Origin of the sequence: Streptomyces sp. NPDC047022, assembly GCF_040644155.1 — a bacterium.
Taxonomy (GTDB): Bacteria; Actinomycetota; Actinomycetes; order Streptomycetales; family Streptomycetaceae; genus Streptomyces.
Genome location: NZ_JBEYVV010000054.1, coordinates 1 through 21,660 on the forward strand (window position 1 = coordinate 1; position 21,660 = coordinate 21,660).

The 21,660-nt window shown below is 70.8% G+C and carries 21 protein-coding genes and 1 pseudogene; 16 read left to right on the top strand and 6 right to left on the bottom strand.

The genetic code is table 11. From position 1 onward, the window contains the following. Positions 1-338: 338 nt before the first annotated feature. Entirely contained in the window at positions 339-857 is a 519-nt protein-coding gene (locus tag ABZ845_RS30465; protein ID WP_360986248.1) for a MarR family transcriptional regulator, read from the bottom strand. Positions 858-972: 115 nt separating this feature from the next. Here ABZ845_RS30465 and ABZ845_RS30470 point away from each other — a divergent pair, with 115 nt between their 5' ends. From ABZ845_RS30470 to ABZ845_RS30480, 3 genes are all read left to right on the top strand, one after another. After that, entirely contained in the window at positions 973-1,533 is a 561-nt protein-coding gene (locus ABZ845_RS30470) for an NAD(P)H-dependent oxidoreductase (RefSeq protein ID WP_360986251.1), read from the top strand. A gap of 106 nt (positions 1,534-1,639) precedes the next feature. Then, a complete protein-coding gene (locus ABZ845_RS30475) occupies positions 1,640-2,668 on the top strand; it encodes an LLM class flavin-dependent oxidoreductase (RefSeq protein ID WP_360986254.1) in 1,029 nt (342 codons plus the stop codon). Positions 2,669-2,695: 27 nt separating this feature from the next. Beyond that, the gene (locus ABZ845_RS30480) at positions 2,696-3,151 is read left to right on the top strand and encodes an RpiB/LacA/LacB family sugar-phosphate isomerase (RefSeq protein WP_360986257.1); all 456 of its coding nucleotides are present in this window, start codon (positions 2,696-2,698) and stop codon (positions 3,149-3,151) included. Between the two features lie 16 nt (positions 3,152-3,167). Here ABZ845_RS30480 and ABZ845_RS30485 read toward each other — a convergent pair whose 3' ends face one another. Next, positions 3,168-3,968, bottom strand: coding sequence for a CDP-alcohol phosphatidyltransferase family protein (locus ABZ845_RS30485; RefSeq protein WP_360986260.1), 801 nt, complete (start codon positions 3,966-3,968; stop codon positions 3,168-3,170). A gap of 131 nt (positions 3,969-4,099) precedes the next feature. Here ABZ845_RS30485 and ABZ845_RS30490 point away from each other — a divergent pair, with 131 nt between their 5' ends. The 5 genes and pseudogenes from ABZ845_RS30490 to ABZ845_RS30510 all read left to right on the top strand — a co-directional run. Then, entirely contained in the window at positions 4,100-5,080 is a 981-nt protein-coding gene (locus tag ABZ845_RS30490) for an FAD-dependent oxidoreductase (protein WP_360986263.1), read from the top strand. Between the two features lie 163 nt (positions 5,081-5,243). Next, positions 5,244-5,642 (top strand): 6-carboxytetrahydropterin synthase, encoded by a 399-nt coding sequence (locus ABZ845_RS30495; protein WP_360986266.1) that lies wholly within the window; start codon positions 5,244-5,246, stop codon positions 5,640-5,642. Positions 5,643-5,686: 44 nt separating this feature from the next. Beyond that, positions 5,687-6,886, top strand: coding sequence for a glycosyltransferase family 4 protein (locus tag ABZ845_RS30500; protein WP_360986303.1), 1,200 nt, complete (start codon positions 5,687-5,689; stop codon positions 6,884-6,886). Then, positions 6,883-7,824, top strand: coding sequence for an SAM-dependent methyltransferase (locus tag ABZ845_RS30505; RefSeq protein ID WP_360986269.1), 942 nt, complete (start codon positions 6,883-6,885; stop codon positions 7,822-7,824). The genes ABZ845_RS30500 and ABZ845_RS30505 overlap by 4 nt, the downstream gene beginning before the upstream one ends. Continuing rightward, a pseudogene (locus ABZ845_RS30510) lies at positions 7,821-8,777 on the top strand (lysylphosphatidylglycerol synthase transmembrane domain-containing protein); the annotation flags it as partial. The gene ABZ845_RS30505 and the pseudogene ABZ845_RS30510, both read left to right, overlap by 4 nt. Positions 8,778-9,109: 332 nt before the next feature. On the opposite strand, the gene ABZ845_RS30515 reads toward ABZ845_RS30510, so the two are convergent. After that, the gene (locus ABZ845_RS30515) at positions 9,110-9,922 is read right to left on the bottom strand and encodes a creatininase family protein (protein WP_360986306.1); all 813 of its coding nucleotides are present in this window, start codon (positions 9,920-9,922) and stop codon (positions 9,110-9,112) included. Positions 9,923-9,977: 55 nt separating this feature from the next. Here ABZ845_RS30515 and ribA point away from each other — a divergent pair, with 55 nt between their 5' ends. After that, positions 9,978-10,670, top strand: coding sequence for a GTP cyclohydrolase II (gene ribA / locus ABZ845_RS30520; protein ID WP_360986272.1), 693 nt, complete (start codon positions 9,978-9,980; stop codon positions 10,668-10,670). Positions 10,671-10,728: 58 nt separating this feature from the next. On the opposite strand, the gene ABZ845_RS30525 is transcribed toward ribA, so the two are convergent. Together ABZ845_RS30525 and ABZ845_RS30530 are read right to left on the bottom strand one after the other, a co-directional pair. Continuing rightward, on the bottom strand, positions 10,729-11,967 hold the full coding sequence (locus tag ABZ845_RS30525; protein WP_360986274.1) for a serine hydrolase domain-containing protein: 1,239 nt from the start codon (positions 11,965-11,967) through the stop codon (positions 10,729-10,731). 17 nt (positions 11,968-11,984) lie between these two features. Beyond that, positions 11,985-12,563, bottom strand: a complete 579-nt coding sequence (locus ABZ845_RS30530) for a TetR/AcrR family transcriptional regulator (protein ID WP_360986277.1) — start codon at positions 12,561-12,563, stop codon at positions 11,985-11,987. Between the two features lie 103 nt (positions 12,564-12,666). Here ABZ845_RS30530 and ABZ845_RS30535 point away from each other — a divergent pair, with 103 nt between their 5' ends. After that, positions 12,667-13,116 (top strand): PPOX class F420-dependent oxidoreductase, encoded by a 450-nt coding sequence (locus tag ABZ845_RS30535; protein WP_360986280.1) that lies wholly within the window; start codon positions 12,667-12,669, stop codon positions 13,114-13,116. 73 nt (positions 13,117-13,189) lie between these two features. Here the strand turns inward: ABZ845_RS30535 and ABZ845_RS30540 are convergent, their stop codons facing one another. Continuing rightward, positions 13,190-14,104, bottom strand: a complete 915-nt coding sequence (locus tag ABZ845_RS30540) for an AraC family transcriptional regulator (RefSeq protein WP_360986283.1) — start codon at positions 14,102-14,104, stop codon at positions 13,190-13,192. A 146-nt stretch (positions 14,105-14,250) separates the two neighbouring features. On the opposite strand from ABZ845_RS30540, the gene tkt reads away from it, so the two are divergent. The 6 genes from tkt (at position 14,251) to ABZ845_RS30570 (ending at position 21,550) form a co-directional block, all read left to right on the top strand. Further along, positions 14,251-16,326, top strand: a complete 2,076-nt coding sequence (tkt, locus tag ABZ845_RS30545) for a transketolase (protein WP_360986286.1) — start codon at positions 14,251-14,253, stop codon at positions 16,324-16,326. A 19-nt stretch (positions 16,327-16,345) separates the two neighbouring features. Continuing rightward, positions 16,346-17,491: a transaldolase gene (gene tal / locus ABZ845_RS30550; protein ID WP_360986289.1), complete on the top strand. Its 1,146-nt coding sequence runs from the start codon at positions 16,346-16,348 to the stop codon at positions 17,489-17,491. Further along, entirely contained in the window at positions 17,488-19,059 is a 1,572-nt protein-coding gene (zwf, locus tag ABZ845_RS30555) for a glucose-6-phosphate dehydrogenase (RefSeq protein ID WP_360986292.1), read from the top strand. The genes tal and zwf overlap by 4 nt, the downstream gene beginning before the upstream one ends. Next, positions 19,056-19,991, top strand: a complete 936-nt coding sequence (opcA, locus tag ABZ845_RS30560) for a glucose-6-phosphate dehydrogenase assembly protein OpcA (protein ID WP_360986295.1) — start codon at positions 19,056-19,058, stop codon at positions 19,989-19,991. The genes zwf and opcA overlap by 4 nt, the downstream gene beginning before the upstream one ends. A gap of 70 nt (positions 19,992-20,061) precedes the next feature. Continuing rightward, positions 20,062-20,940: a phosphogluconate dehydrogenase (NAD(+)-dependent, decarboxylating) gene (gnd, locus tag ABZ845_RS30565; RefSeq protein ID WP_360986297.1), complete on the top strand. Its 879-nt coding sequence runs from the start codon at positions 20,062-20,064 to the stop codon at positions 20,938-20,940. 7 nt (positions 20,941-20,947) lie between these two features. Beyond that, a complete protein-coding gene (locus tag ABZ845_RS30570; RefSeq protein WP_360986300.1) occupies positions 20,948-21,550 on the top strand; it encodes a histidine phosphatase family protein in 603 nt (200 codons plus the stop codon). Positions 21,551-21,660 lie beyond the last annotated feature (110 nt).

Consider the following 21,660-nt stretch of genomic DNA (forward strand, 5'->3'; position numbering starts at 1 on the left):
TTGTCGTCGGTTGCCATGGCTCCGCCATGACGCCCTCCTCCGCCTTGCGATGCACGGCACCAGACCCCGCTCCCTGATCCGGCCTGATCCAAACGGCCATTTGAGGGGCGCGGGGAACTGCGCAAAACCTCCAACGCCCCCGCACTCGGCAACGTGCCGGGACGGCCGCTTCGGGGGCGCGGGGAACTGCGCAAAACCCTCAATGCACCTGCACTCGGCAACGTGCCGGGACGGCCGCTTCGGGGGCGCGGGGAACTGCGCAAAACCCTCAATGCACCTGCACTCGACAACGCGCCGAGGCGACCCTTTCGGGGGCGCGGGGAACTGCGCAAAAACCCTCAACGCCCCCGCAGGGACACCGCACCCCCCGCCCCAGGAGCGATCCGCTCCAGCGCACCCGTAAGCCGCCCCAGCTCATCCTCGTCGAGATGATCCATCACGTGCCGCCGCACACTGGCAAGGTGCGCCGGCCACGCCTGTTCCAGGCGCCCGAGCCCCGACTCGGTGAGTACCGCGTTCCACCCGCGCCCGTCCTCGTCGCATCTGGCGCGCTGAACGAACCCGTCCTTTTCGAGACGGTTCACCACCCGGGTCATCCCGCTCAGTGACAGATCGCAGGCGGCGGCGAGCTCGCTCATCCGCATATGCCCGCCGGGAGACTCCGACAGGTTCATGAGGGCCGTGTACTCGGACAGGGGCAGCCCCGCGTCCCGGACCATGTCGGCGTCCACCACCCGGGGCAGCGCCATCATCACCCGCCCGAGCGCACGCACGAAGCCCTCCTCGGTCGGGCTGAGCGGCGGCAGGCGGCGTTGGCGCTGATCCATGGACGGTGCGGACGGTGCAGACGGCGGCATGGTGCCGATTCTAGCTCCTTGACAAGTCAAGCATCTCGGCATCTACTTGCCCTTGCAAGTATTTACTTGACGAGGCAAGCAAATGTTCACTTTCAGGAAACGCAGAGGCACGGACATGACCAAGATCGGCATCATCCTGGGAAGCACGCGTCCGGGACGCAACGGCGAAGCCGTCGCCACCTGGGTGCTGGAGCACGCGGCCAAGCGCGCCGACGCCCGGTTCGAGCTCGTCGACCTGGCCGACTACAAGCTCCCGCTGCTGGACGAGGCGTACCCGCCGTCGATGGGCCAGTACTCCCAGCCGCACACCCACGCCTGGGCCGAGAAGATCGCGTCCCTCGACGGCTTCGTGATCGTCACCCCCGAGTACAACCGCTCCCTGCCGGGCGCGCTGAAGAACGCCATCGACTTCCTCTACAACGAGTGGAACAACAAGGCCGTCGGCTTCGTCAGCTACGGCGGCAACGGCGGCACCCGAGCCGTGGAACACCTCCGGGGCATCGCCGGCGAGCTCCAGCTGGCCGACGTGCGGGCCCAGGTCGCCCTCTCCCTCTTCACCGACTTCGAGAACTTCAGCACCTTCAAGCCCATCGAGGCCCAGTACGACGCCCTGACCGCCACGCTCGACCAGGTCATCGCCTGGAGCAAGGCGCTGGCCCCGCTGCGCGCGAGCTGACCCGGAGCCCTCATCCCCCCGGTGCCCGGACCGCCTCCGGGCACCGGGCCGCCCGGCGGGTCGAGTACCGCCGGAAGCCGGGCACTGCCAGAACCGGAGCCTGTTCATGATCACCCTCGGCCTCGACACCTTCGGCGACGTCACCGACGACGCCCAGGGCAGGCCGCTCTCGCACGGCCGGACGATCCGCAACCTCATCGCGGAGGGCGTCCTCGCCGACGAGGTCGGACTCGACCACTTCGCCATCGGCGAGCACCACACCGACTGGATGCCCCTCTCGGCTGCCGACGTCGTCCTGGGCGCCATCGCCTCCCGCACCGAACGCATCCGCCTCGGATCGGCGGTCACCGTCATCAGCTCGGACGACCCCGTCCGCGTCTACCAGCGGTACGCCACCCTGGACGCCGTCTCCAACGGCCGGGCGGAGGTGATCCTCGGGCGAGGTTCGAGCACCGAGTCCTTCCCGCTGTTCGGATACGACCTCGGCGACTACGACCGTCTCTTCGAGGAGAAGGCCGCCCTGTTCGCCGAACTGCTCAAGGAGAAGCCGGTCACCTGGTCCGGCACGATCCGGCCGGCCCTCGACGGCCTGTCCGTCTACCCGCACACCGAGTCGGGACCGATCCCGACGTGGATCGGCGTCGGCGGCAGTCCCGAGTCCGTGGTCAGGACCGCACGCCACGGCTTCTCGCTCATGCTCGCGATCATCGGCGGCCCCACCGCTCGCTTCGCACCGTTCTCCGTCCTCTTCCGCCGGGCCCTCGAAGAGTTCGGCCGGCCCGACCGCCCGGTGGGCGTGCACTCCCCGGGCCATGTCGCGGCCACGGACGAGCAGGCGGTGGAGGAGTTCTGGCCGTACTACGAGAAGACGTTCCGGAAGGTCGCCAGGCAGCGCGGCTTCCGTGTCCCCACCTTCGAGCAGTTCCTCCAGGACGTGGGTCCCGACGGGGCCCTGTACGTCGGTTCGCCCGACACCGTGGCACGGAAGATAACCTCCGCCCTCCGCACCCTGGGCGCGAGCCGTTTCGACCTGAAGTACGGGATGAACGGGCTGCCGCACGAGTCGCTGATGGACTGCGTCGAACTCTTCGGCACGAAGGTGGCGCCCCAGGTGCGCGACATGATGGCGTCCTGAGGGAACGTGCGCGGTAGTCTCACGCGCATGCGGATCTCCGTCTCCTCCGACATGGACGAGCCCATCGCCCTCGACCTGGTCGGGGAGTTGCGCGCACGGGGCCACGAGGTGGTTCTGCACGGCGCGTTGCTGCCGGGGGACGACTCCCGGTGGGCGGCGTGCTCGGGGGCCGCGGCCCGCGAGGTCGCCGACGGGAGCGCGGACCAGGCGGTCGTGTGCTGCTGGACCGGCACGGGCGCGTCCATCGCCGCGAACAAGGTGCCGGGCGTCCGGGCGGCCCTGTGCACCGACGCGTACACCGCGGCCGGGGCGCGCCGCTGGAACGACGCCAACGTCCTGGCGCTCAGCCTGCGGCTGACCTCAGGGCCCCTGCTCAAGGAGATCCTCGACGCCTGGTTCACCACCGAGGCCGGTGAGGACCCCGACGACCGGGAGAACGTGGCTCGCGTCGGCAGGCTCGACCACGGGGGACCCACCCGGTAACCGGGTCCGGAAGCGGTCAGTGCTCGGCGGCGACCAGTTCGGGGATCCGCTCCGCGAACTCCTCGCGCCGCGAATCCGCAGCCGCCGCAGCCGCCACGGCCGTCCCGCCCCGCGCGCTCCACAGCCACAGCACATCCCGCCCGAACGACCAGACCAGCGACGCCAGCGCGAGGGCGACGACCCCCGCCGTCGCGGCGTACGGCAGCAGACCCGAGGCGGCCACCAGAAGAGCTATGCCCTGCACGGCCGCCACGGTCTTGCGCGCCATGCTGGGCGGCAGCTCGCCGTTCAGCCACGGCCACACCCTGGCCGCCGCCACGAACACGTACCGCATCCCGCCGGTCAACAGCACCCACGGGCCCAGCGCCATCGCCACGTACACGCTCAGCACCAGGATCAGGAACGCGTCGACCTCCATGTCGAAGCGCGCACCGAGCGCGGTCGACGTGCCCGTGCGGCGGGCCACCTTGCCGTCCACCCCGTCCAGGATCAGCGCCACCGCCGTGAGCCCCACGAACACCGTCACCGGCGGCGAACTCTCGAACGAGTCGGCGACCAGAGCCGTGACGCCCCCCACGAGGATCGCCCGGCCGAGCGTCACCCGGTTGGCCGGACCGAAGGAGCGCAGCCGGGAGCGGAGTACGGCACGGGTGAGGAACGCCCAGGTGGCGAGCGCGAACGCGAGCCCCGTCAGCCAGCCGGCCGGGCCCATGCCGATCGCCGTGCCCAGCAAGGCCAGCAGCAGCACCTGAACGCCCGCTCCCACGGTCGTCTCCTGCTGCAACAGCCTCACGTCGTATGTGTGGTTCAGGGCCACCGCTCACCCTCCGGCCAAGTGACAGATTCGATCTTCACGCGTACGTTGTGCGCGACTTCCCGTACGTTCCCGTGCGGGATTTCTCGTAGCTGCGTACGTGACGAGACGCCCGATCGTTCAGGAGCACGCCCATGGATCTCACCGCCCGCGCCTTCTGGCTGCGTTCGCCGGGACACGGAGAGCTGCGGAAGGTGGAGCTGCCCGAACCCGGTGACGGCGAGGTGCTGGTGCGCGCGCTGTACTCGGGTGTCAGCCGCGGCACCGAGACTCTGGTCTTCCGCGGCGGGGTACCGGAGAGCCAGCATGCCGCCATGCGCGCCCCGTTCCAGGAGGGCGACTTCCCGGCACCCGTGAAGTACGGCTATCTGAGTGTCGGACAGGTGGAGCACGGCCCCGCCGAGCTGCTGGGAAGGACCGTCTTCTGTCTGTTCCCGCACCAGAACCGGTACGTCGTCCCGGCCTCGGCCGTCACCGTCGTACCGGACTCCGTACCCGCCGGGCGCGCCATCCTCGCCGGTACCGTCGAGACCGCGGTCAACGCGCTGTGGGACGCGGCGCCCCAGGTCGGGGACCGGATCGCGGTCGTCGGTGGTGGCATGATCGGATGCTCGGCCGCCGCGCTCCTCGCCCGTCACCCCGGCGTCCGCGTCCAGTTGGTCGACGCCGATCCCGAGCGTGCCGAGACCGCGCGTGCGCTCGGCGTGGACTTCGCGCTGCCGGGCGACGCCCTCGGCGAGTGCGATCTGGTCGTCCACGCCAGCGCCACCGAGCAGGGCCTCGTACGTTCCCTGGAGCTGCTCGCCCTCGAGGGCACCGTCATCGAGCTCAGCTGGTACGGAGACCGGCGTGTCACCCTGCCGCTCGGAGAGGCGTTCCACTCGCGCCGTCTCACGATCCGCAGCAGCCAGGTCGGCACCGTCTCCCCGCGTGCCCGCTCCGGACGCACGTACGCCGACCGGCTGGCCGTCGCCCTCGAACTGCTGGCCGAACCCGCCTTCGACGCGCTCATCAGCGGCGAGTCCGCTTTCGAAGACCTCCCGGATGTGCTACCACGGCTCGCCAGTGGTGAGCTCAAGGGGATGTGCCACCGCGTCCTGTACACCGCCGACTGAACCCCGTTGTCCGGATTGCCCTGTCTCTGAGGGAACTCGCAGAGAAACCCCCGACACCTCGGAACAAACACGAACGGGCAGCTGAACAACGCGCCGGGCGCAGCCGTACTACACGGCATGCCCCGGCAGGGGGGCAGACGCACCGCACCTGGAGGGTCGTCCGTTGTTCAGCATCACCGTCCGCGATCACCTGATGATCGCCCACAGCTTCCGCGGCGAGGTCTTCGGACCCGCACAGCGCCTGCACGGCGCGACGTTCCTCGTGGACGCCACGTTCCGCCGCGCCGAGCTGGACGACGACAACATCGTGGTCGACATCGGACTGGCCACGCAGGAGCTCGGCGCCTTGGTGAGCGAGCTCAACTACCGCAACCTCGACAACGAGCCGGACTTCGCGAACACCAACACCTCGACGGAGTTCCTGGCCAAGGTGATCGCGGACCGCCTCGCCGAGCGCATCCACAAGGGCGCCCTGGGCGAGGGCGCCCGGGAGATCGCCGGCATCACCGTCACACTGCACGAGTCGCACATCGCCTGGGCGAGTTACGAGCGTGGCCTGTGACGGACACGACCATCGACCACGCGTCGCCGGACACCGCCGGCCGCATGGCCCGTCCGGGGACGGCCGCCCAGACGCCCGTCCCGGTGTCGTCCCTGAACTACCTGCCCGTGCAGAGCACGGTCCTGAGCAACGCCGACATCATTCCCATGTCCTTGCGCACGGTTCACTTCGTCATGCCCGGCGGCGTCCACGACCCGGCCGCCCCCAGCGGCGGCAACGCCTACGACCGCCGTATCTGCCTCGACCTGCCCGGCTTCGGCTGGCAGGTCCACCAGCACACCGCCGAGGGTCGCTGGCCCCGGCCGGGCGCCTCGGCCCGGGCCGAACTCGCCCGGACGCTGCGGGAACTGCCGGACGGCACGGTCGTGCTCATCGACGGCCTGGTCGCCTGCGGCGTCCCCGAGATCGTGGTACCGGAGACCGAACGCCTGCGCATCGCCGTCCTGGTGCATCTGCCGCTCGGCGACGAGACCGGACTCGACACGCATACCGCGGCCGAACTCGACGCCAAGGAGCGCGACACACTGCGCGCCGCCTCCGCCGTCGTCGCCACCAGCGAGTGGGCCGTACGCCGGCTCGTCTCGCATCACGGCCTCGCCCCCGAGCGCGTCCATGTCGCCGCCCCCGGCGCCGACATCGCACCCCTCGCCCCCGGCACCGACGGCGTCTCCCGGCTGCTGTGCGTCGCCGCGGTGACCCCGCGCAAGGGGCAACACCGGCTGGTGGAGGCCCTCGCCACCATCGCCGACCTGCCCTGGACCTGCGAATGCGTCGGCGGCCTGGGCCAGGACCCGGAGTACGTCGCCCGGCTGCGCGCCCTCATCGAGGTGCACGGCCTCGGACACCGGCTGCGGCTGGTCGGCCCCCGCTCCGGCGCCGAACTCGACGCCAGCTACGCCGCCGCCGACCTCATGGTCCTCACCTCGTACGCCGAGACGTACGGCATGGCCGTCACGGAGGCACTCGCCCGTGGCATCCCGGTCCTCGCCACCGATGTCGGGGGACTGCCGGAGGCGGTCGGGCGCGCGCCCGACGGAGGGGTGCCCGGCATCCTCGTACCGCCGGAGGACCCCGCGGCACTCGCCGCCGAACTGCGCGGCTGGTTCGGGGAGGCGGACGTACGGCGCCGCCTCAAGTCCGCCGCACGAAGCCGCCGCGCCGCGCTCGACGGCTGGGCCACCACCGCGCGCAGCCTCGCGGGCGTGCTGGGACGGCTGCACCAGGAACCCTGGAGGACGGCATGATCACGAGCACGACTCCTGCCGGATCCGAGGGGTATACGACGCCTGTGGACGCCTCCGACGCCGCCGACCGGTTCGGCGCACCCGCCCCCGGCACCGGTGAGACCGAGGTCCCCCGGTACGCACCGCAGTGGCTCCGCCTGCGCGAGCCCGCCGACGCCGCGGCGCGGTCGCGCTCGCTGCTGGTACCGCTGCGCGCGCACCTCGCCGAACGGGCCGGTGCCGACGAGGGCCTGGTGGTGTACGACCTGGGCTGCGGCACCGGTTCGATGGGCCGCTGGCTGGCCCCGCTCCTGGACGGCGACCAGCACTGGGTCCTGCACGACCGCGACCCGTATCTGCTTCACTTCGCCACCGCCGGAGCGCCCAGGGCCGCGGCCGACGGCGGCCGGGTGACCGTCGCGACCCATCGCGGTGACATCGGGCGGCTCACCCCCGACGCCCTGTCAGGAGCCGGTCTCGTGACCGCCTCCGCGCTGCTCGACGTCCTCACCGCCGACGAGATCGGCGCGCTCGCCGCCGCCTGCGCGGGGGCGGACTGCCCGGCACTGCTGACGCTCTCGGTAGTCGGGCGCGTGGAATTCACGCCCGAGCACCCGATGGATGACGAGATCATGGACGCGTTCAACGCGCACCAGCGCCGCGGCGACCTCCTCGGCCCTGAAGCGCTGAGCGTGGCCCGAGAGGCGTTCGAACAGCTGGGCGCGAGCGTGTTCGTCCATCCGAGCCCCTGGCGGCTGGGCCCCAAGCAGTCGGAGCTGGCGGGGGAGTGGCTGCGCGGATGGGTCGGTGCCGCCGTCGAGCAGAGACCCGAGCTCGCCGACCGCGCCGATACGTATCTGCGCGACCGGCTGGCCGCCTGCACCGCGGGAGAGCTGTCCGTGGTCGTGCACCACAACGACGTGCTGGTCCTGCCGCCGACGGCGGGAGGCGCGGAATGACGGCGCCGGCCATCGCCCCGGTGGCGGCGGGAGAGACGACGGCCACCGTGCCCGCCACGGTGGTGCCGACCGCCGGCCGCCCCGTCCTGCGCGCGGTGCGTGCCCACCTGGGTACGGTCGCCGGTGCGGTGATCCTCGGCGTGCTCCTGTGGCGCCTGGGCACCGGGGTGTTCCTGGACGGGCTGCGGCGCATCGACGCCCCGACCCTGCTGGCGGGGCTCGGCATCGGCGTGCTGACCACGGTGCTGAGCGCCTGGCGCTGGTGCCGTGTCGCCGACGCGCTCGGCCTACGGCTGCCACTCGGCGCCGCCGTCGCCGACTACTACCGGGCGCTGTTCCTCAACGCCGCACTCCCGGGCGGCGTTCTCGGCGATGTGCACCGTGCGGTGCGCCATGGGCAGAGCGCCGGTGACATAGGGCGCGGTGTGCGTGCGGTGGTCCTGGAGCGGACGGCCGGGCAGGTGGCCCTCGTCGTGGTCGGTGTGCCGGTACTGCTCACGGTGCCCTCACCGGTGCTGGCCCAGGCCCGCCATCTCGCCGGACTGCTGGGGCTCGCCCTGCTCGGGGCGCTCGCCATCGTCGCGGCCGTCCGGATGGGCCGCGCGCCCCGCCCGTCGCACCGCAGCCGCGCACTTCGCGCCACGCTCGTCGAGGCACGGACCGCACTGCTCGCGCGCGGCAGTTGGCCCGCGGTGCTGTTCTCGTCCGTCATCGTGCTCGCCGGGCATCTGCTGATGTTCCTGGTGGCCGCGCGGGTCGCCGGATCCCACGCCGCACCGCTCACGCTCCTGCCCCTGGCCCTGCTCGCGCTGATCGCCATGGGGCTTCCGCTCAACATCGGCGGCTGGGGCCCCCGGGAAGGCGCCACCGCGTGGGCGTTCGGCGCGGCGGGCCTCGGCGCGGACACCGGGCTGACCGTCGCGGTCGTGTACGGCGTCCTGAGCTTCGTCGCGAGCTTGCCGGGGGTCCTTGTCCTCCTCGCCCGCTGGTTCACGAGCATGCGGAGCCGGGGCCAGGAGACGGAGCCGGCGACTACCACCGACCCGGAGACGGAACCGGGGACCACCGCCGACCCGGAGACGGAACCGGCGACCATCGCCGGGACCGAGGGAGACCGTGCCCCGTCTTCGCCCATGGCGACCCAGACCCCCGTGGCGCACCAGCCCGGGAGGGCGGGCGGCCCGGAGCGCACCCCCCACGCGCTCCGTGCCCCCGTTCCGCACACCCCGCACACCCCGTACCCGCGCTCACCCCCACCACCGCGCGCGGCACGGCCGGCACGACGTCAGAAGTCCTGCGTCTTCCCGGAACCGGCGACCCCCGGCGCCTTGCCACCCCCCGGCTCTTCCGAGACGACCAGGGAGAAATACGCCCCGAAGGATTCGGTGAGCGCCGCGAGCAGTCGCTCCCCCTTCTCCGCGGAAGCGAGCGAGGGACGCCCGATGACACCGGACTCCGTATAGGCGGACATACCGAGGGTGAGCAGATGCCTGCGGTCGTCGGCGACGAAATCAGTGGTCTCGTAACCGGGTTTGACCAATTCGGGGTGGCTGTGCAGAAGAATGGAGGTCTCGATTTCCCCGGCATGCATGTCGCTCAGCAGCGAGGTGAGCACTCCGGCCCGCTCACGGGCCGTCTCCCAGTCCTCCGGGGCGGGGTAGAGCGCCATCTGCACACCGCTGCCCATGGATTCCTGGACGACATTGCCGAGGACGTAATTCCCGCCGTGGCCGTTGACCACGACCAGGGCGTCGACGCCCGAGCGGCGGAGAGATTCGGCGATGTCCCGTACCACCGCGTGGAGGGTGACGGAGGAGATGCTCACGGTTCCCGGCCATCCTGCGTGCTCGTGCGAGCAGGAGATCGTCACGGGAGGAAGAAGGTGAACCGGATACGCCGCGGCGATCTCGCGGGCGATGGCGCAGGCCACCAGCGTGTCGGTGGCCAACGGCAGGTAGGGACCGTGCTGTTCGTAACTGCCCACCGGCAGGACGGCGACCTGTCGGCGCGGGCCGGCCGACCGCTCGCGTACGTCCTGCGCGGTGTCTGCCGGCAGCACACCGGTCCGCGTAGTATCCGCAGTCCTCGAATCGCTCATCTTTTTCACGGCCTTTCGTCTCGTACCGCCTGCGCTCACAAGATAGGAACAGATCATGACAGACATTGACGGCGTGCTCGGCGGGAATCCCCACCTCACGGAAGTTCCCCGAGTCGTGAATGCCCCCACCTCCGGTGTCACCCGTGTCGTGAACGCACCCCTGCCCACCAAATATGGTGATTTCCGGGCCTACGGCTATCTCGACCATGCCACCGGTGACGAACAAGTCGCGCTCGTCCACGGCGACATCGAGGAAGCGGGGATGCTCACCCGGCTGCATTCCGAGTGCCTGACCGGAGACGCCTTCGGATCCACCCACTGCGAATGCGGACCCCAACTCTCCACCGCACTGCGGGAAATCGCCGCCGAGGGCCGCGGCATCCTCGTCTATCTGCGCGGCCACGAGGGCCGCGGCATAGGCCTGCTCGGCAAGCTGCGCGCGATGAAGCTCCAGTCCGAGGGAGGACTGGACACCGTGGAGGCGAACCTGGCCCTCGGCCTGCCCGTGGACGCCCGTGACTACCGCGTGGCGGCGGACATCCTGCACGATCTCGGCGTACGGTCCGTGCGCCTGCTCTCCAACAACCCGCGCAAGCACGAGGCGCTGGTGCGACACGGCATCAAGGTGGACGAGCAGGTGTCGCTGCTGATCCCGCCGTGCGAGAACAACATCACGTATCTGCGCACCAAGCGCGAGCGGCTCGACCACTACCTGCCGCACCTGGACGCGGTGGTGCACTCCTCGTGAGCGGGCACACGGCGGGCGGCCGGCGTCCGTGCGACGCCGGCCGCCGCGCGTGCTGTCTTCAGTCGGCGCTGGCGGTCATGGCCTCGTGCACCAGGTGCCTCAGCTCCGGGTAGACGGTGTGCGAGCCCGTGGGCCTGAGCTGGGTGAGGAACTGCACCGTCAGATCGTTGCGCGGGTCCACCCAGAACGTCGTACTCGCCACGCCGTTCCAGCCGTACGCGCCCCTGACCGAGGGCGACGGGGTGAGTCCGGGTTCCGTGACGACCGAGACCCCCAGACCGAATCCGAGGCCCGCCTTGCCGGGCCGGCGGTGGACGGGGCTGCCGAACGCCCGCAGGTCGGCGCCGCCCGGGAGCTGGTTGGAGGTCATCGCGGCGACCGTGTCCGCGCTCAGCAGCCGGACGCCGTCCAGTTCGCCGCGGCGGCGCAGGAACTCCATGAAGCGGTGGTAGTCGTGGGCCGTTGCCACCATGCCGCCGCTGCCGGACAGGAGCCGCGGCCGGCCGCGCAGGGGCAGGCCGGGGACCGGGGTGATGCCCACGCCGTCCTTCGTCTCGCCGTACAGCTCGGCCAGACGGGGCGCCTGGTCCTCGCGGACGCACAGACCCGCGTCCTTCATGCCGAGCGGAGCGAAGACGCGTCCGGCGAGGAAGTCGTCCAGGTCCTGGCCCGAGGCCACCTCCACGAGGCGGCCCAGCACGTTCGTCGCCACCGAGTAGTTCCACTGCGTACCCGGCTCGAACTGGAGTGGCAGCCGCGCGTACGCCTCGCATGTCTCCGCGAGGCTGGTTCCGGGCACCACCGACGACCCGATGCCCGCCTCCCGGTACCGGGCGTCGACGGGGTGCGCGTGGTAGAACCCGTACGTCAGACCCGCCGTGTGCATGAGCAGATGACGGACCAGGATCGGCTGCCCGGCGGGCCGGGTCCGCAGGCTCCGCCCCGCCCCTTCGGCGTAGACCTGCGGATCGGCGAAGGCGGGCAGGAAGTCCGCCACGGGCGTGTCGAGCCCGAAGCGGCCCTCCTCCATCAGGATCAGCGCGGCGACGGACGTGACCGGCTTGGTCATGGAGTACATCCGCCACAGCGTGTCGGTCTCGACCGGAAGCCGCCTGCGGACGTCCCGGTATCCGTACGCGGTGAGATGGGCCGTGCGGCCGTGCCGGGAGACCGAGACCAGGAAGCCGGGCAGCCGGCCGTCGTCGACCTGCCGGGCGAAGTGCCGGTCGAGCCGGGCCAGTGCCGCCGGATCGAGGCCGGCCTCGTCCGGCTCCACCTCTTGCCTCAGGTGTGCCATCGCTGTCCTCGGTTCCCTCATCCGGCCTCCGGCCCCAGGTGCGCGTCCAGCGCGGTGCGCAGCAGAGCCGTGATGTCGCCTGCGCCCGTGGCGAGCCGGAGGCTGCCCCAGTTCCACAGCTGCGCGATGCCGTACAGGTTCGCCAGCAGGGAACCCGCGAGGACCCGCGCGTCGGCGTCGGGCCTGAGGGGGCCGATCAGGCCCGACAGCCGGGAGAACAGCGGGAGACTCGCCTCACGCAGGCCGAGATGGCCGCTCTCCAGCAGATCATGACGGAACATCAGCTCGTGCATACCGCTGTGCGTGAGCGCGAAGTCCAGATAGGCCCGGCCCAGGGCCGTGAGCTGCTCCCGGGGACCGGACGTGCCGTCACCGGCCGCCTCGGACGCCCGCGCCGCCAGCTCGGTGAACCCGCGGCGAGCGATGGCGGACAGCAGCTCCAGATGCGTGGGGAAGTAGCGGCGCGGGGCGCCGTGCGAGACTCCCGCCCGCCGGGCGATCTCCCGCAGGGTCAGCGCCTGTACGCCCTCGGCGGCCAGGAGCTGGACACCCGCGTCGACCAGCCGCTCCCGCAGTCCCGTCTCCGGTTCAGTCATGGCCGCTGTCTACCAGGCGGCATTGACAGTGTCTACTTCCGGCCGCCTCGGGGATGCCGGGAATAGGCGGAATGAACGAACCGGTTCGCGAGTTGACCGGAGTATGACTCAGGACGCCACACAGAACGCGCTGCTCGCCCTGCTGTCCGAGGGCCACGGCGGGGTGCTGGTCACCCTCAAGCGAGACGGCCGGCCCCAGCTGTCCAATGTCACCCACGCCTACGATCCGGACGAGCGCGTCATCCGCGTCTCGCTCACGGACGACCGCGCCAAGACCCGCAATCTGCGCCGGGACCCCCGGGCCTCCTATCACGTGACCACCGGCGACCGATGGGCGTACGCGGTCGCCGAGGGCGTCGCCGAGCTCACGCCCGTGGCCCAGGACCCGTACGACGAGACCGTGGAGGAACTCGTCCGGCTCTACCGCGGCATCACGGGAGAGCACCCCGACTGGGGCGAGTACCGCACGGCCATGGTCCGCGACCGGCGCCTGCTGCTCCGGCTGCGGGTGGAGAGGGCGTACGGCGTTCCCAAGGCCGGCGGCAAGAACTGACGTTGTGATCGCCCGGGGGGCCGGTGGGCTGCTTCGTCGGCGGTGGTGCGGGCCTCGATCGCCGGCTCGCCCCTTACCTCAACTCCGCCCGGAAGGCCGCCGGTGTCGTGTCCGTGTGCTGGTGGAAGAACTTCGAGAAGTTCGCCCCGTCGGGGAAGCCCACGGCGGCCCCGACCCGGCCTATCGGCAGATCCGTGTGCGCGAGGAGGCGCTTGGCCTCCAGGATCACCCGCTTGTCGATGAAGCCCTTGGGCGTCTCGCCGGTGGCGGCACGCACGGCACGGACCAGGGTGCGGCGGGAGTAGCCGAGGGCGTCGGCGTACGCGCTGACGGTGTGGTTGGTGGCGAAGCCCCGCTCGACCGCGTCGCGGAACCGGGTGAAGGCGGTGTCGGCCTGCTCCCCGGCCGCCGCGCGGGCGGAGCTGGCCGCGAGATGCGCGAGGCGCAGCAGGAGCGCGGTGAGGGTGTGGCGCAGCACTGAGGTGTGAAGGCTCAGCGGCAGCGTGTCCATGTCCTCGTACTCGCGGCGCAGCTGGCCGAGGGCGGCCCTCAGCGCGTCGAGCTGGGCCGGGCCCGGGTGCAGCAGGGGCGGCTGGTCGTAGCGGTACAGGCCCGTGGCCTCGACGGTGGCGCGCGGCAGGAAGCCGGGCTGCATGGTCAGCACCATGCCGCGGTACTCACTGGTGCGGGAGAAGCGATGGACCTGCCCGGGGCGGATCCACAGGATGTCGCCGTCGGCCGTCTCGTGCTCGGCGAAATCCACCATGTGCGTCACCGGGCCGCCGCTGAAGAACATCACCAGGTGGAAGTCGATGCGGTGCACCCGGTCCAGCGGGGCGTCCTCGTGCCAGACACGGCCGGGTTCCATCGGCCCCACCTGCATGCCGACGCCGCGAACGCTCAGATCCACCGGAAAGGGGTACGTCCGTATCCCGTCCTGCGCGCTGCCCCGTGTGCCGCCCCCGCCTTGAGAGGTTCTGTCCGCCATGTCCTTCTCGTGCCGCCTCGGTCCCGCTGTCGATGTCCCACTTTCACCGAAGGCTGACACACGGGCACCTTCCCCCGCAAAAGTCAGACTTTTAGTTTTGAACGCGCCACCCCAGCGATCACCTCTTGTGTGAGGACTTCTTGAAGATGAGTGCGCACAGCACAGACGCGTTCGAGTGGACCGACCTCGACTTGCGAGCCGTCGACACCGCCCGTGTCCTGGCCGCCGACGCCGTACAGAAGGTCGGCAACGGGCACCCGGGCACGGCGATGAGCTTGGCCCCGGCCGCGTACACGATCTTTCAGAAGGTGATGCGGCACGATCCGGCCGACCCCGAGTGGACCGGGCGTGACCGCTTCGTCCTCTCCCCAGGACACACCTCCCTGACCCTCTACACCCAGCTCTACCTCGCCGGGTACGAGCTGGAGCTGGACGACCTGAAGGCCTTCCGCACGCACGGCTCGAAGACCCCCGGCCATCCCGAGTACGGGCACACCGCCGGCGTCGAGACCACCACCGGGCCGCTCGGCCAGGGAGTCGCCAACGCCGTCGGCATGGCCATGGCCGCCCGCTACGAGCGGGGTCTGTTCGACCCCGACACCCCCGCCGGGGCCTCGCCCTTCGACCACACCATCTGGGCGATCGTCTCCGACGGCGACCTGGAAGAAGGCATCTCCGCCGAGGCGTCCTCGCTCGCCGGGCACCAGAAGCTCGGCAATCTCGTCTTCCTCTACGACGACAACCACATCTCCATCGAGGGCGACACCGCGACGGCGTTCTCCGAGGACGTCCTGAAGCGGTACGAGGCCTATGGCTGGCACACCCAGCGCATCGAGCCCGCCGACAACGGCGACATCGACGTCCACGCCCTGTACGCCGCCCTGAAGGCCGCGCAGGCCGAGACCGGACGGCCCTCGATCATCGCGATGCGCACCATCATCGCCTGGCCCGCCCCGAACGCGCAGAACACCGAGGCCTCCCACGGCTCGGCGCTCGGCGAGGACGAGATCGCGGCCACCAAGCGCGTCCTCGGCTTCGACCCGGAGCGGACCTTCGAGGTCGCGGACGAGGTCCTCGTCCACGCCCGAAGGGCCCTCGACCGCGGCGCCGAGGAGCACTCCGCCTGGGACAAGCGAATCGCCGAGTGGCGCACGGCCCAGCCCGTGCGCGCCCGGCTGTTCGACCGCGTCGTCGCCGGTCAGCTGCCCGAGGGCTGGGAGCGGTCGCTCCCGGCCTTCGAGGAGGGGACGTCGGTCGCGACCCGCGCCGCCTCGGGCAAGGTGCTCCAGGCCCTGGGCACCGTCCTGCCCGAGCTTTGGGGCGGTTCCGCCGACCTGGCCGGCTCGAACAACACGACCATCGACAAGAACAGCTCGTTCCTGCCCGGAGGCAACGCGCTGCCGGAGGCCGACCCGTACGGCCGCACCATCCACTTCGGTATCCGCGAGCACTCCATGGCCGCGGAGATGAACGGCATCGCGCTGCACGGCAACACCCGTGTCTACGGCGGCACCTTCCTGGTGTTCTCCGACTACATGCGCAACGCGGTGCGCCTGTCCGCGTTGATGCAGCTGCCCGTCACCTATGTGTGGACCCACGATTCCATCGGCCTCGGTGAGGACGGACCCACCCACCAGCCGGTCGAACACCTGGCCTCGCTGCGCGCGATCCCGGGCCTGAACATCGTCCGCCCGGCCGACGCCAACGAGACGGCCGTCGCCTGGGCCGAGATCCTCAGGCGGCACTCCACCGACCCGGCCCCGCACGGCCTCGCGCTGACCCGTCAGGGTGTCCCGGTGTACGCCCCGAACCCCGAGGCGGCGAAGGGCGGTTACGTCCTCCGCGAGTCCTCCACCCCGGCCCCGGACCTGATCCTCCTCGCCACCGGCTCCGAGGTGCAGCTCGCCGTCGCGGCGCGGGAACTCCTCGAGGCGGAGGGCGTGGGCACCCGGGTGGTGTCGATGCCTTCCGTGGAGTGGTTCGAGGAGCAGCCCGCCGAATACCGGGAGTGGGTCCTTCCGCCGTCCGTGAAGGCACGCGTGGCGGTCGAGGCGGGCATCGCCCTGACCTGGTACCGGTACGTCGGTGAGAGTGGACGCATCGTCTCCCTGGAGCACTTCGGCGCCTCCGCCGACGCGAAGACCCTGTTCACCGAGTACGGCTTCACCGCCGGGAACGTCGCCGCCGCGGCCAGGGAATCCCTCGCCGCCGTACGCGGTTGATCCGCTCGCAAGAAGGAAGATGGTCACTGTGACCGAAGCAACCGCAACCGATGAATCCCTCGCGCGGCTGTCCGGCGCCGGCGTCTCGATCTGGCTGGACGACCTGTCCCGCAAGCGGATCGCGTCCGGCAGCCTCGCCGAACTCGTCGCGACCAAGCACGTGGTGGGAGTCACCACCAACCCGTCCATCTTCCAGGCCGCCATCGGCTCCGGAGAAGGCTACGAGGAGCAGCTCGCCGATCTGGCCGAGCGCGGCGTGACGGTCGACGAGGCCGTGCGCATGATGACCACCGCCGACGTCCGTGCCGCGGCCGACGTCCTGCGGCCCGTGTACGAGGCGACCGACGGCCGGGACGGCCGGGTCTCCATCGAGGTGGACCCGCGCCTGGCCCATCGCTCCGCGGCGACGATCGCCGAGGCCAAGCAGCTCGCCTGGCTGGTCGACCGCCCGAACGTGATGATCAAGATCCCGGCGACCGAGGCCGGCCTCCCGGCCATCACCGAGGTGATCGGACGGGGCATCAGTGTCAATGTCACGCTGATCTTCTCGCTTGAGCGCTACCGCCAGGTGATGGACGCCTACCTCGCGGGCCTGGAGAAGGCGCGGGCCGCCGGCCTGGACCTGTCCGGGATCCACTCCGTCGCCTCCTTCTTCGTCTCTCGCGTCGACACCGAGATCGACAAGCGCCTGGCGAAGCTCGGCACGGACGAGGCACTCGCCCTCAAGGGCCGGGCGGCACTGGCGAACGCCCGCCTCGCGTACGAGGCGTACGAGGAGGTCTTCGCCGGCGGGCGCTGGCTCGCCCTGGCCGGTGCGGGGGCCAACAGGCAGCGCCCGCTGTGGGCCTCGACCGGAGTGAAGGACCCTGCGTACAAGGACACGCTGTACGTGGACGAGCTGGTCGCACCGGGCACGGTCAACACCATGCCGGGGGCCACGCTCGACGCCACCGCCGACCACGGCGACATCCAGGGCGACACGGTCACCGGCCGCTACGGCCAGGCCCGCGCGGACCTGGAGGCCATGGAGCGGCTCGGTGTCTCCTACGACGAGGTCGTGGCGCAGCTGGAGGACGAGGGCGTGGCCAAGTTCGTGGTGGCCTGGAGCGATCTGCTCGAAGCGGTCGCGAAGTCTCTGGAGAGCAAGGGAGTTGACGGAGAATGAGTGAGGAGACCTCTCGGACCGGCGTCCAGGTGCCGGGCCCGGCGGCCGACTGGCACAACGTCCTGCGCGACACCCGCGACCGCCGGCTGCCCCGTATCGCGGGCCCCTCCGGACTGGTCATCTTCGGCGTGACGGGCGATCTGTCCCGCAAGAAGCTGATGCCCGCCGTCTACGACCTCGCCAACCGCGGACTGCTGCCGCCGGGCTTCTCACTGGTCGGTTTCGCCCGGCGCGACTGGGCGGACCAGGACTTCGCGGAGGAGGTGCACCAGGCCGTCAAGGAGCACGCCCGTACGCCGTTCAGGGAGGAGGTCTGGCAGCAGCTCGCCGAGGGCATGCGGTTCATCCCGGGCACATTCGACGACGACGAGGCCTTCAGGCAACTGCGGCAGGCCGTGGACGAGTTGAGTGCGTCGCGCGGCACCAGCGGCAACTACGCGTTCTACCTCTCCGTGCCGCCGAAGTTCTTCCCGCAGGTCGTCCAGCAGCTCAAGAAGCACGGACTCGCCCATGGCCCGGAGGGCTCCTGGCGGCGCGCGGTCATCGAAAAGCCCTTCGGCCGCGATCTGGTGAGCGCGCGTGAGCTGAACGCGATCGTGCACGATGTGTTCGCGCCGGACCAGGTGTTCCGCATCGACCACTACCTGGGCAAGGAGACCGTCCAGAACATCATGGCGTTGCGGTTCGCCAACCAGCTGTACGAGCCGATCTGGAACCGGTCCTACGTCGACCACGTCCAGATCACCATGGCCGAGGACATCGGCATCGGCGGCCGGGCGGGGTACTACGACGGCATCGGCGCGGCCCGCGACGTCATCCAGAACCACCTCCTCCAGCTGCTGGCGCTCACGGCGATGGAGGAGCCCATCGCCTTCGACGCCGAGGAACTGGTCACCGAGAAGCTGAAGATCCTGAAGTCGGTGAAGCTGCCGGAAGACCTCGGCGCGCACACCGTGGCCGGGCAGTACGCGGCAGGCTGGCAGGGCGGCGAGAAGGTGCGCGGCTACCTGGAGGAGGACGGAATCGACCCGGGCTCCACCACGGACACCTACGCGGCCGTCAAGCTGGAGATCGACAACCGCCGCTGGGCGGGCGTCCCCTTCTATCTGCGCGCCGGCAAGCGGCTCGGCCGCAGGGTCACCGAGATCGCGGTCGTCTTCAAGCGCGCCCCGCACTCCCCGTTCGGCTCCACCGCCACCGAGGAACTCGGCGAGAACGCGATCGTCATCCGCGTGCAACCCGATGAGGGCATGACCGTGCGCTTCGGTTCCAAGGTGCCGGGTACCTCGATGGAGATCCGGGACGTCACGATGGACTTCGCGTACGGCGAGTCGTTCACCGAGTCCAGCCCGGAGGCGTATGAACGGCTGATCCTGGACGTACTGCTGGGCGACGCCAACCTGTTCCCCCGTACCGAGGAGGTGGAGGAGTCCTGGAGGATCCTCGACCCGATCGAGGAGTACTGGGCCACCCACGGCAAGCCCGCGCAGTACCAGGCGGGAACCTGGGGCCCCGAGGAAGCCGACGAGATGCTCGCACGAGACGGACGGAGCTGGCGCAGGCCATGAAGATCGATCTGACCGACACCACGGCAAGCAAGATCAACAAGGCTCTGGTGCAGGGCCGCCGTGCCATCGGCACTCCAGCCGTGGGCATGGTCCTGACCATGGTCATCGTGACCGACGAGGAGAACGCCTACGACTCGCTCAAGGCGGCCGAGGACGCCTCGCGCGAGCACCCCTCGCGCACCCTCGTCGTCATCAAGCGGCACGCCCGCACTCCCCGCGACCGCACCGCCTCGCGCCTGGACGCCGAGGTCCGGGTGGGCGCCGATGCCGGAACCGGCGAGACGGTCGTCCTGCGCATGTACGGCGAGGTGTCCGACCACGCCGACTCCGTGGTCCTGCCGTTGCTGCTGCCGGACGCGCCCGTGGTCGTATGGTGGCCGGTGGACGCGCCCGACAACCCCTCCAAGGATCCGCTGGGCGCCCTCGCGCAGCGCAGGATCACCGATCTGTACGCCGTCGAGGATCCGCTGGTCGCCCTGGAGACCCGGGTCGCCACCTACGCGCCGGGTGACACGGACCTGGCCTGGACCCGGCTGACACCGTGGCGGTCGCTGCTGGCGGCGGCTCTGGACCAGGCGCGTTCGAAGGTGGTGTCGGCGGCCGTCGAGAGCGAGGCCGACAACCCGGCCGCGGAACTGCTGGCCCGCTGGCTCCAGGCCCGCCTGGGGGTGACCGTCGAGCGGGTGGTCACCGGCGGACCGGTGGTCACGGCCGTACGTCTCGGCACGGAGAAGGGCGAGATCCTCATCGACCGGCCCGAGGGCCCGCTGGCCACCCTCACCCTTCCCGGCCAGCCCCCGCGCAGCATGGCCCTCAAGGTACGCGCCACCTCCGAGCTCATCGCCGAGGAACTGCGCCGCCTGGACGCCGACGAGATGTACGCCATCGCCCTGCGCGGCGAGGCCGCCAAGGATGCACCCGGCCATGCCTGACCTTCCCGCCACCGCCACCCTCGTGGCCGCCTACCGCACGCTTCGGACACTCAGGGAGAAGTGAACTGATATGCAGATCGGACTCATCGGACTCGGCAAGATGGGCGGCAACATGCGCGAGCGCATCCGCCGCGCGGGCCACACCGTCGTCGGATACGACCGCAACCCCGAACTCTCCGACGCCAAGGACCTCGCCGACCTGGTGGAGAAGCTCGACGCACCCCGCGTCGTGTGGGTGATGGTCCCGGCCGGCACCGCCACCCAGTCCGTCATCGATGAACTCAAGGACCTGTTGTCGCCCGGTGACACCGTCGTGGACGGCGGCAACTCCCGCTGGACCGACGACGAGAAGCACGCCGCCGAACTCGGCATCAAGGGCATCGGCTTCGTCGACGCGGGCGTCTCCGGCGGCGTGTGGGGCCTCGAGAACGGCTACGCGCTGATGGTCGGCGGCGACAAGGAGCACGTCGACCGGCTCCAGCCGATCTTCGAGGCGCTCAAGCCGGAGGGTCCGTACGGGTACGTCCACGCGGGGCGGGTCGGTTCCGGTCACTTCTCCAAGATGGTCCACAACGGCATCGAGTACGCCATGATGCAGGCCTATGCCGAGGGCTGGGAGCTGCTGGAGAAGGTCAAGTCGGTCGAGAACGTCCGCGATGTCTTCCGCTCCTGGCAGGAGGGCACGGTCATCCGCTCCTGGCTTCTGGACCTCGCGGTCAACGCCCTCGACGAGGACGAGCACCTGGACAAGCTGCGCGGCTACGCGGAGGACTCCGGGGAGGGCCGCTGGACCGTCGAGGCGGCCATCGACAACGCGGTGCCGCTGCCCGCGATCACGGCGTCGCTGTTCGCCCGCTTCAGCTCGCGGCAGGAGGACGCCCCGCAGATGAAGATGATCGCCGCGCTGCGCAACCAGTTCGGCGGCCACGCCGTCGAGTCCGCCCAGTAGGCGCGCCGTGGGCGACCTCCTGCTGGTCCGCCACGGCGAGACCGAGTGGAGCGTATCCGGGCAGCACACCAGCTTCACGGATATCCCGCTCACCCAGCGGGGCGAGGAACAGGCCAAGTCCCTCGCCCCGCTCCTCGCCGGACGCACCTTCGCTCTCACCCTCACCAGCCCTCTCCACAGGGCCGTGCGCACCGCGGAACTCGCCGGAGTCCTCGCGGTCCCCGAGCCGGCACTGCACGAATGGGACTACGGCGGCTACGAGGGAATCACCAGCGCGGAGATCCACCGCACCCGGCCCGACTGGAGCCTGTGGACCGACGGGGTACCGCCGGGCCCGCCCGGCCACCCGGGGGAGTCTCCGGACGAGGTGGCGGCCCGCGCCGACCGGGTACTGGCTCGCGTCGCCCCCGCGCTCGCCGACGGGGACGTGCTCCTCGTGGCCCACGGCCACTTCCTGCGCGTCCTCACCGCCCGCCGCCTCGGCCTCACGGCCACCGACGGACGCCTGTTCCAGCTCGGAACGGCGACGGTCGGCCGCCTGTCCACCGAACACGGCCGGCCGGTCATCGCGGAGTGGAACGCGACGGGGCCGTCCGGCGCTCGGGGCTAGGGCCTCTCGTTTGGATCAGGCCGGGCTCGCGGGCCCTGGCACCGTGCCTCGCCGCGTTGTCGTCGGTTGCCATGGCTCCGCCATGACGCCCTCCTCCGCCTTGCGATGCA

Excerpts from the sequence above, each read along its gene's own strand:
- ABZ845_RS30465 (WP_360986248.1), bottom strand. The coding sequence starts at position 857 with ATGCCGCCGTCTGCACCGTCCGCACCGTCCATGGATCAGCGCCAACGC.
- ABZ845_RS30470 (WP_360986251.1), top strand. The coding sequence starts at position 973 with ATGACCAAGATCGGCATCATCCTGGGAAGCACGCGTCCGGGACGCAAC.
- ABZ845_RS30475 (WP_360986254.1), top strand. The coding sequence starts at position 1,640 with ATGATCACCCTCGGCCTCGACACCTTCGGCGACGTCACCGACGACGCC.
- ABZ845_RS30480 (WP_360986257.1), top strand. The coding sequence starts at position 2,696 with ATGCGGATCTCCGTCTCCTCCGACATGGACGAGCCCATCGCCCTCGAC.
- ABZ845_RS30490 (WP_360986263.1), top strand. The coding sequence starts at position 4,100 with ATGGATCTCACCGCCCGCGCCTTCTGGCTGCGTTCGCCGGGACACGGA.
- ABZ845_RS30500 (WP_360986303.1), top strand. The coding sequence starts at position 5,687 with ATGGCCCGTCCGGGGACGGCCGCCCAGACGCCCGTCCCGGTGTCGTCC.
- ABZ845_RS30505 (WP_360986269.1), top strand. The coding sequence starts at position 6,883 with ATGATCACGAGCACGACTCCTGCCGGATCCGAGGGGTATACGACGCCT.
- ABZ845_RS30515 (WP_360986306.1), bottom strand. The coding sequence starts at position 9,922 with ATGAGCGATTCGAGGACTGCGGATACTACGCGGACCGGTGTGCTGCCG.
- ribA (WP_360986272.1), top strand. The coding sequence starts at position 9,978 with ATGACAGACATTGACGGCGTGCTCGGCGGGAATCCCCACCTCACGGAA.
- ABZ845_RS30525 (WP_360986274.1), bottom strand. The coding sequence starts at position 11,967 with ATGGCACACCTGAGGCAAGAGGTGGAGCCGGACGAGGCCGGCCTCGAT.
- ABZ845_RS30530 (WP_360986277.1), bottom strand. The coding sequence starts at position 12,563 with ATGACTGAACCGGAGACGGGACTGCGGGAGCGGCTGGTCGACGCGGGT.
- ABZ845_RS30535 (WP_360986280.1), top strand. The coding sequence starts at position 12,667 with ATGACTCAGGACGCCACACAGAACGCGCTGCTCGCCCTGCTGTCCGAG.
- ABZ845_RS30540 (WP_360986283.1), bottom strand. The coding sequence starts at position 14,104 with ATGGCGGACAGAACCTCTCAAGGCGGGGGCGGCACACGGGGCAGCGCG.
- tkt (WP_360986286.1), top strand. The coding sequence starts at position 14,251 with ATGAGTGCGCACAGCACAGACGCGTTCGAGTGGACCGACCTCGACTTG.
- tal (WP_360986289.1), top strand. The coding sequence starts at position 16,346 with ATGGTCACTGTGACCGAAGCAACCGCAACCGATGAATCCCTCGCGCGG.
- zwf (WP_360986292.1), top strand. The coding sequence starts at position 17,488 with ATGAGTGAGGAGACCTCTCGGACCGGCGTCCAGGTGCCGGGCCCGGCG.
- opcA (WP_360986295.1), top strand. The coding sequence starts at position 19,056 with ATGAAGATCGATCTGACCGACACCACGGCAAGCAAGATCAACAAGGCT.
- gnd (WP_360986297.1), top strand. The coding sequence starts at position 20,062 with ATGCAGATCGGACTCATCGGACTCGGCAAGATGGGCGGCAACATGCGC.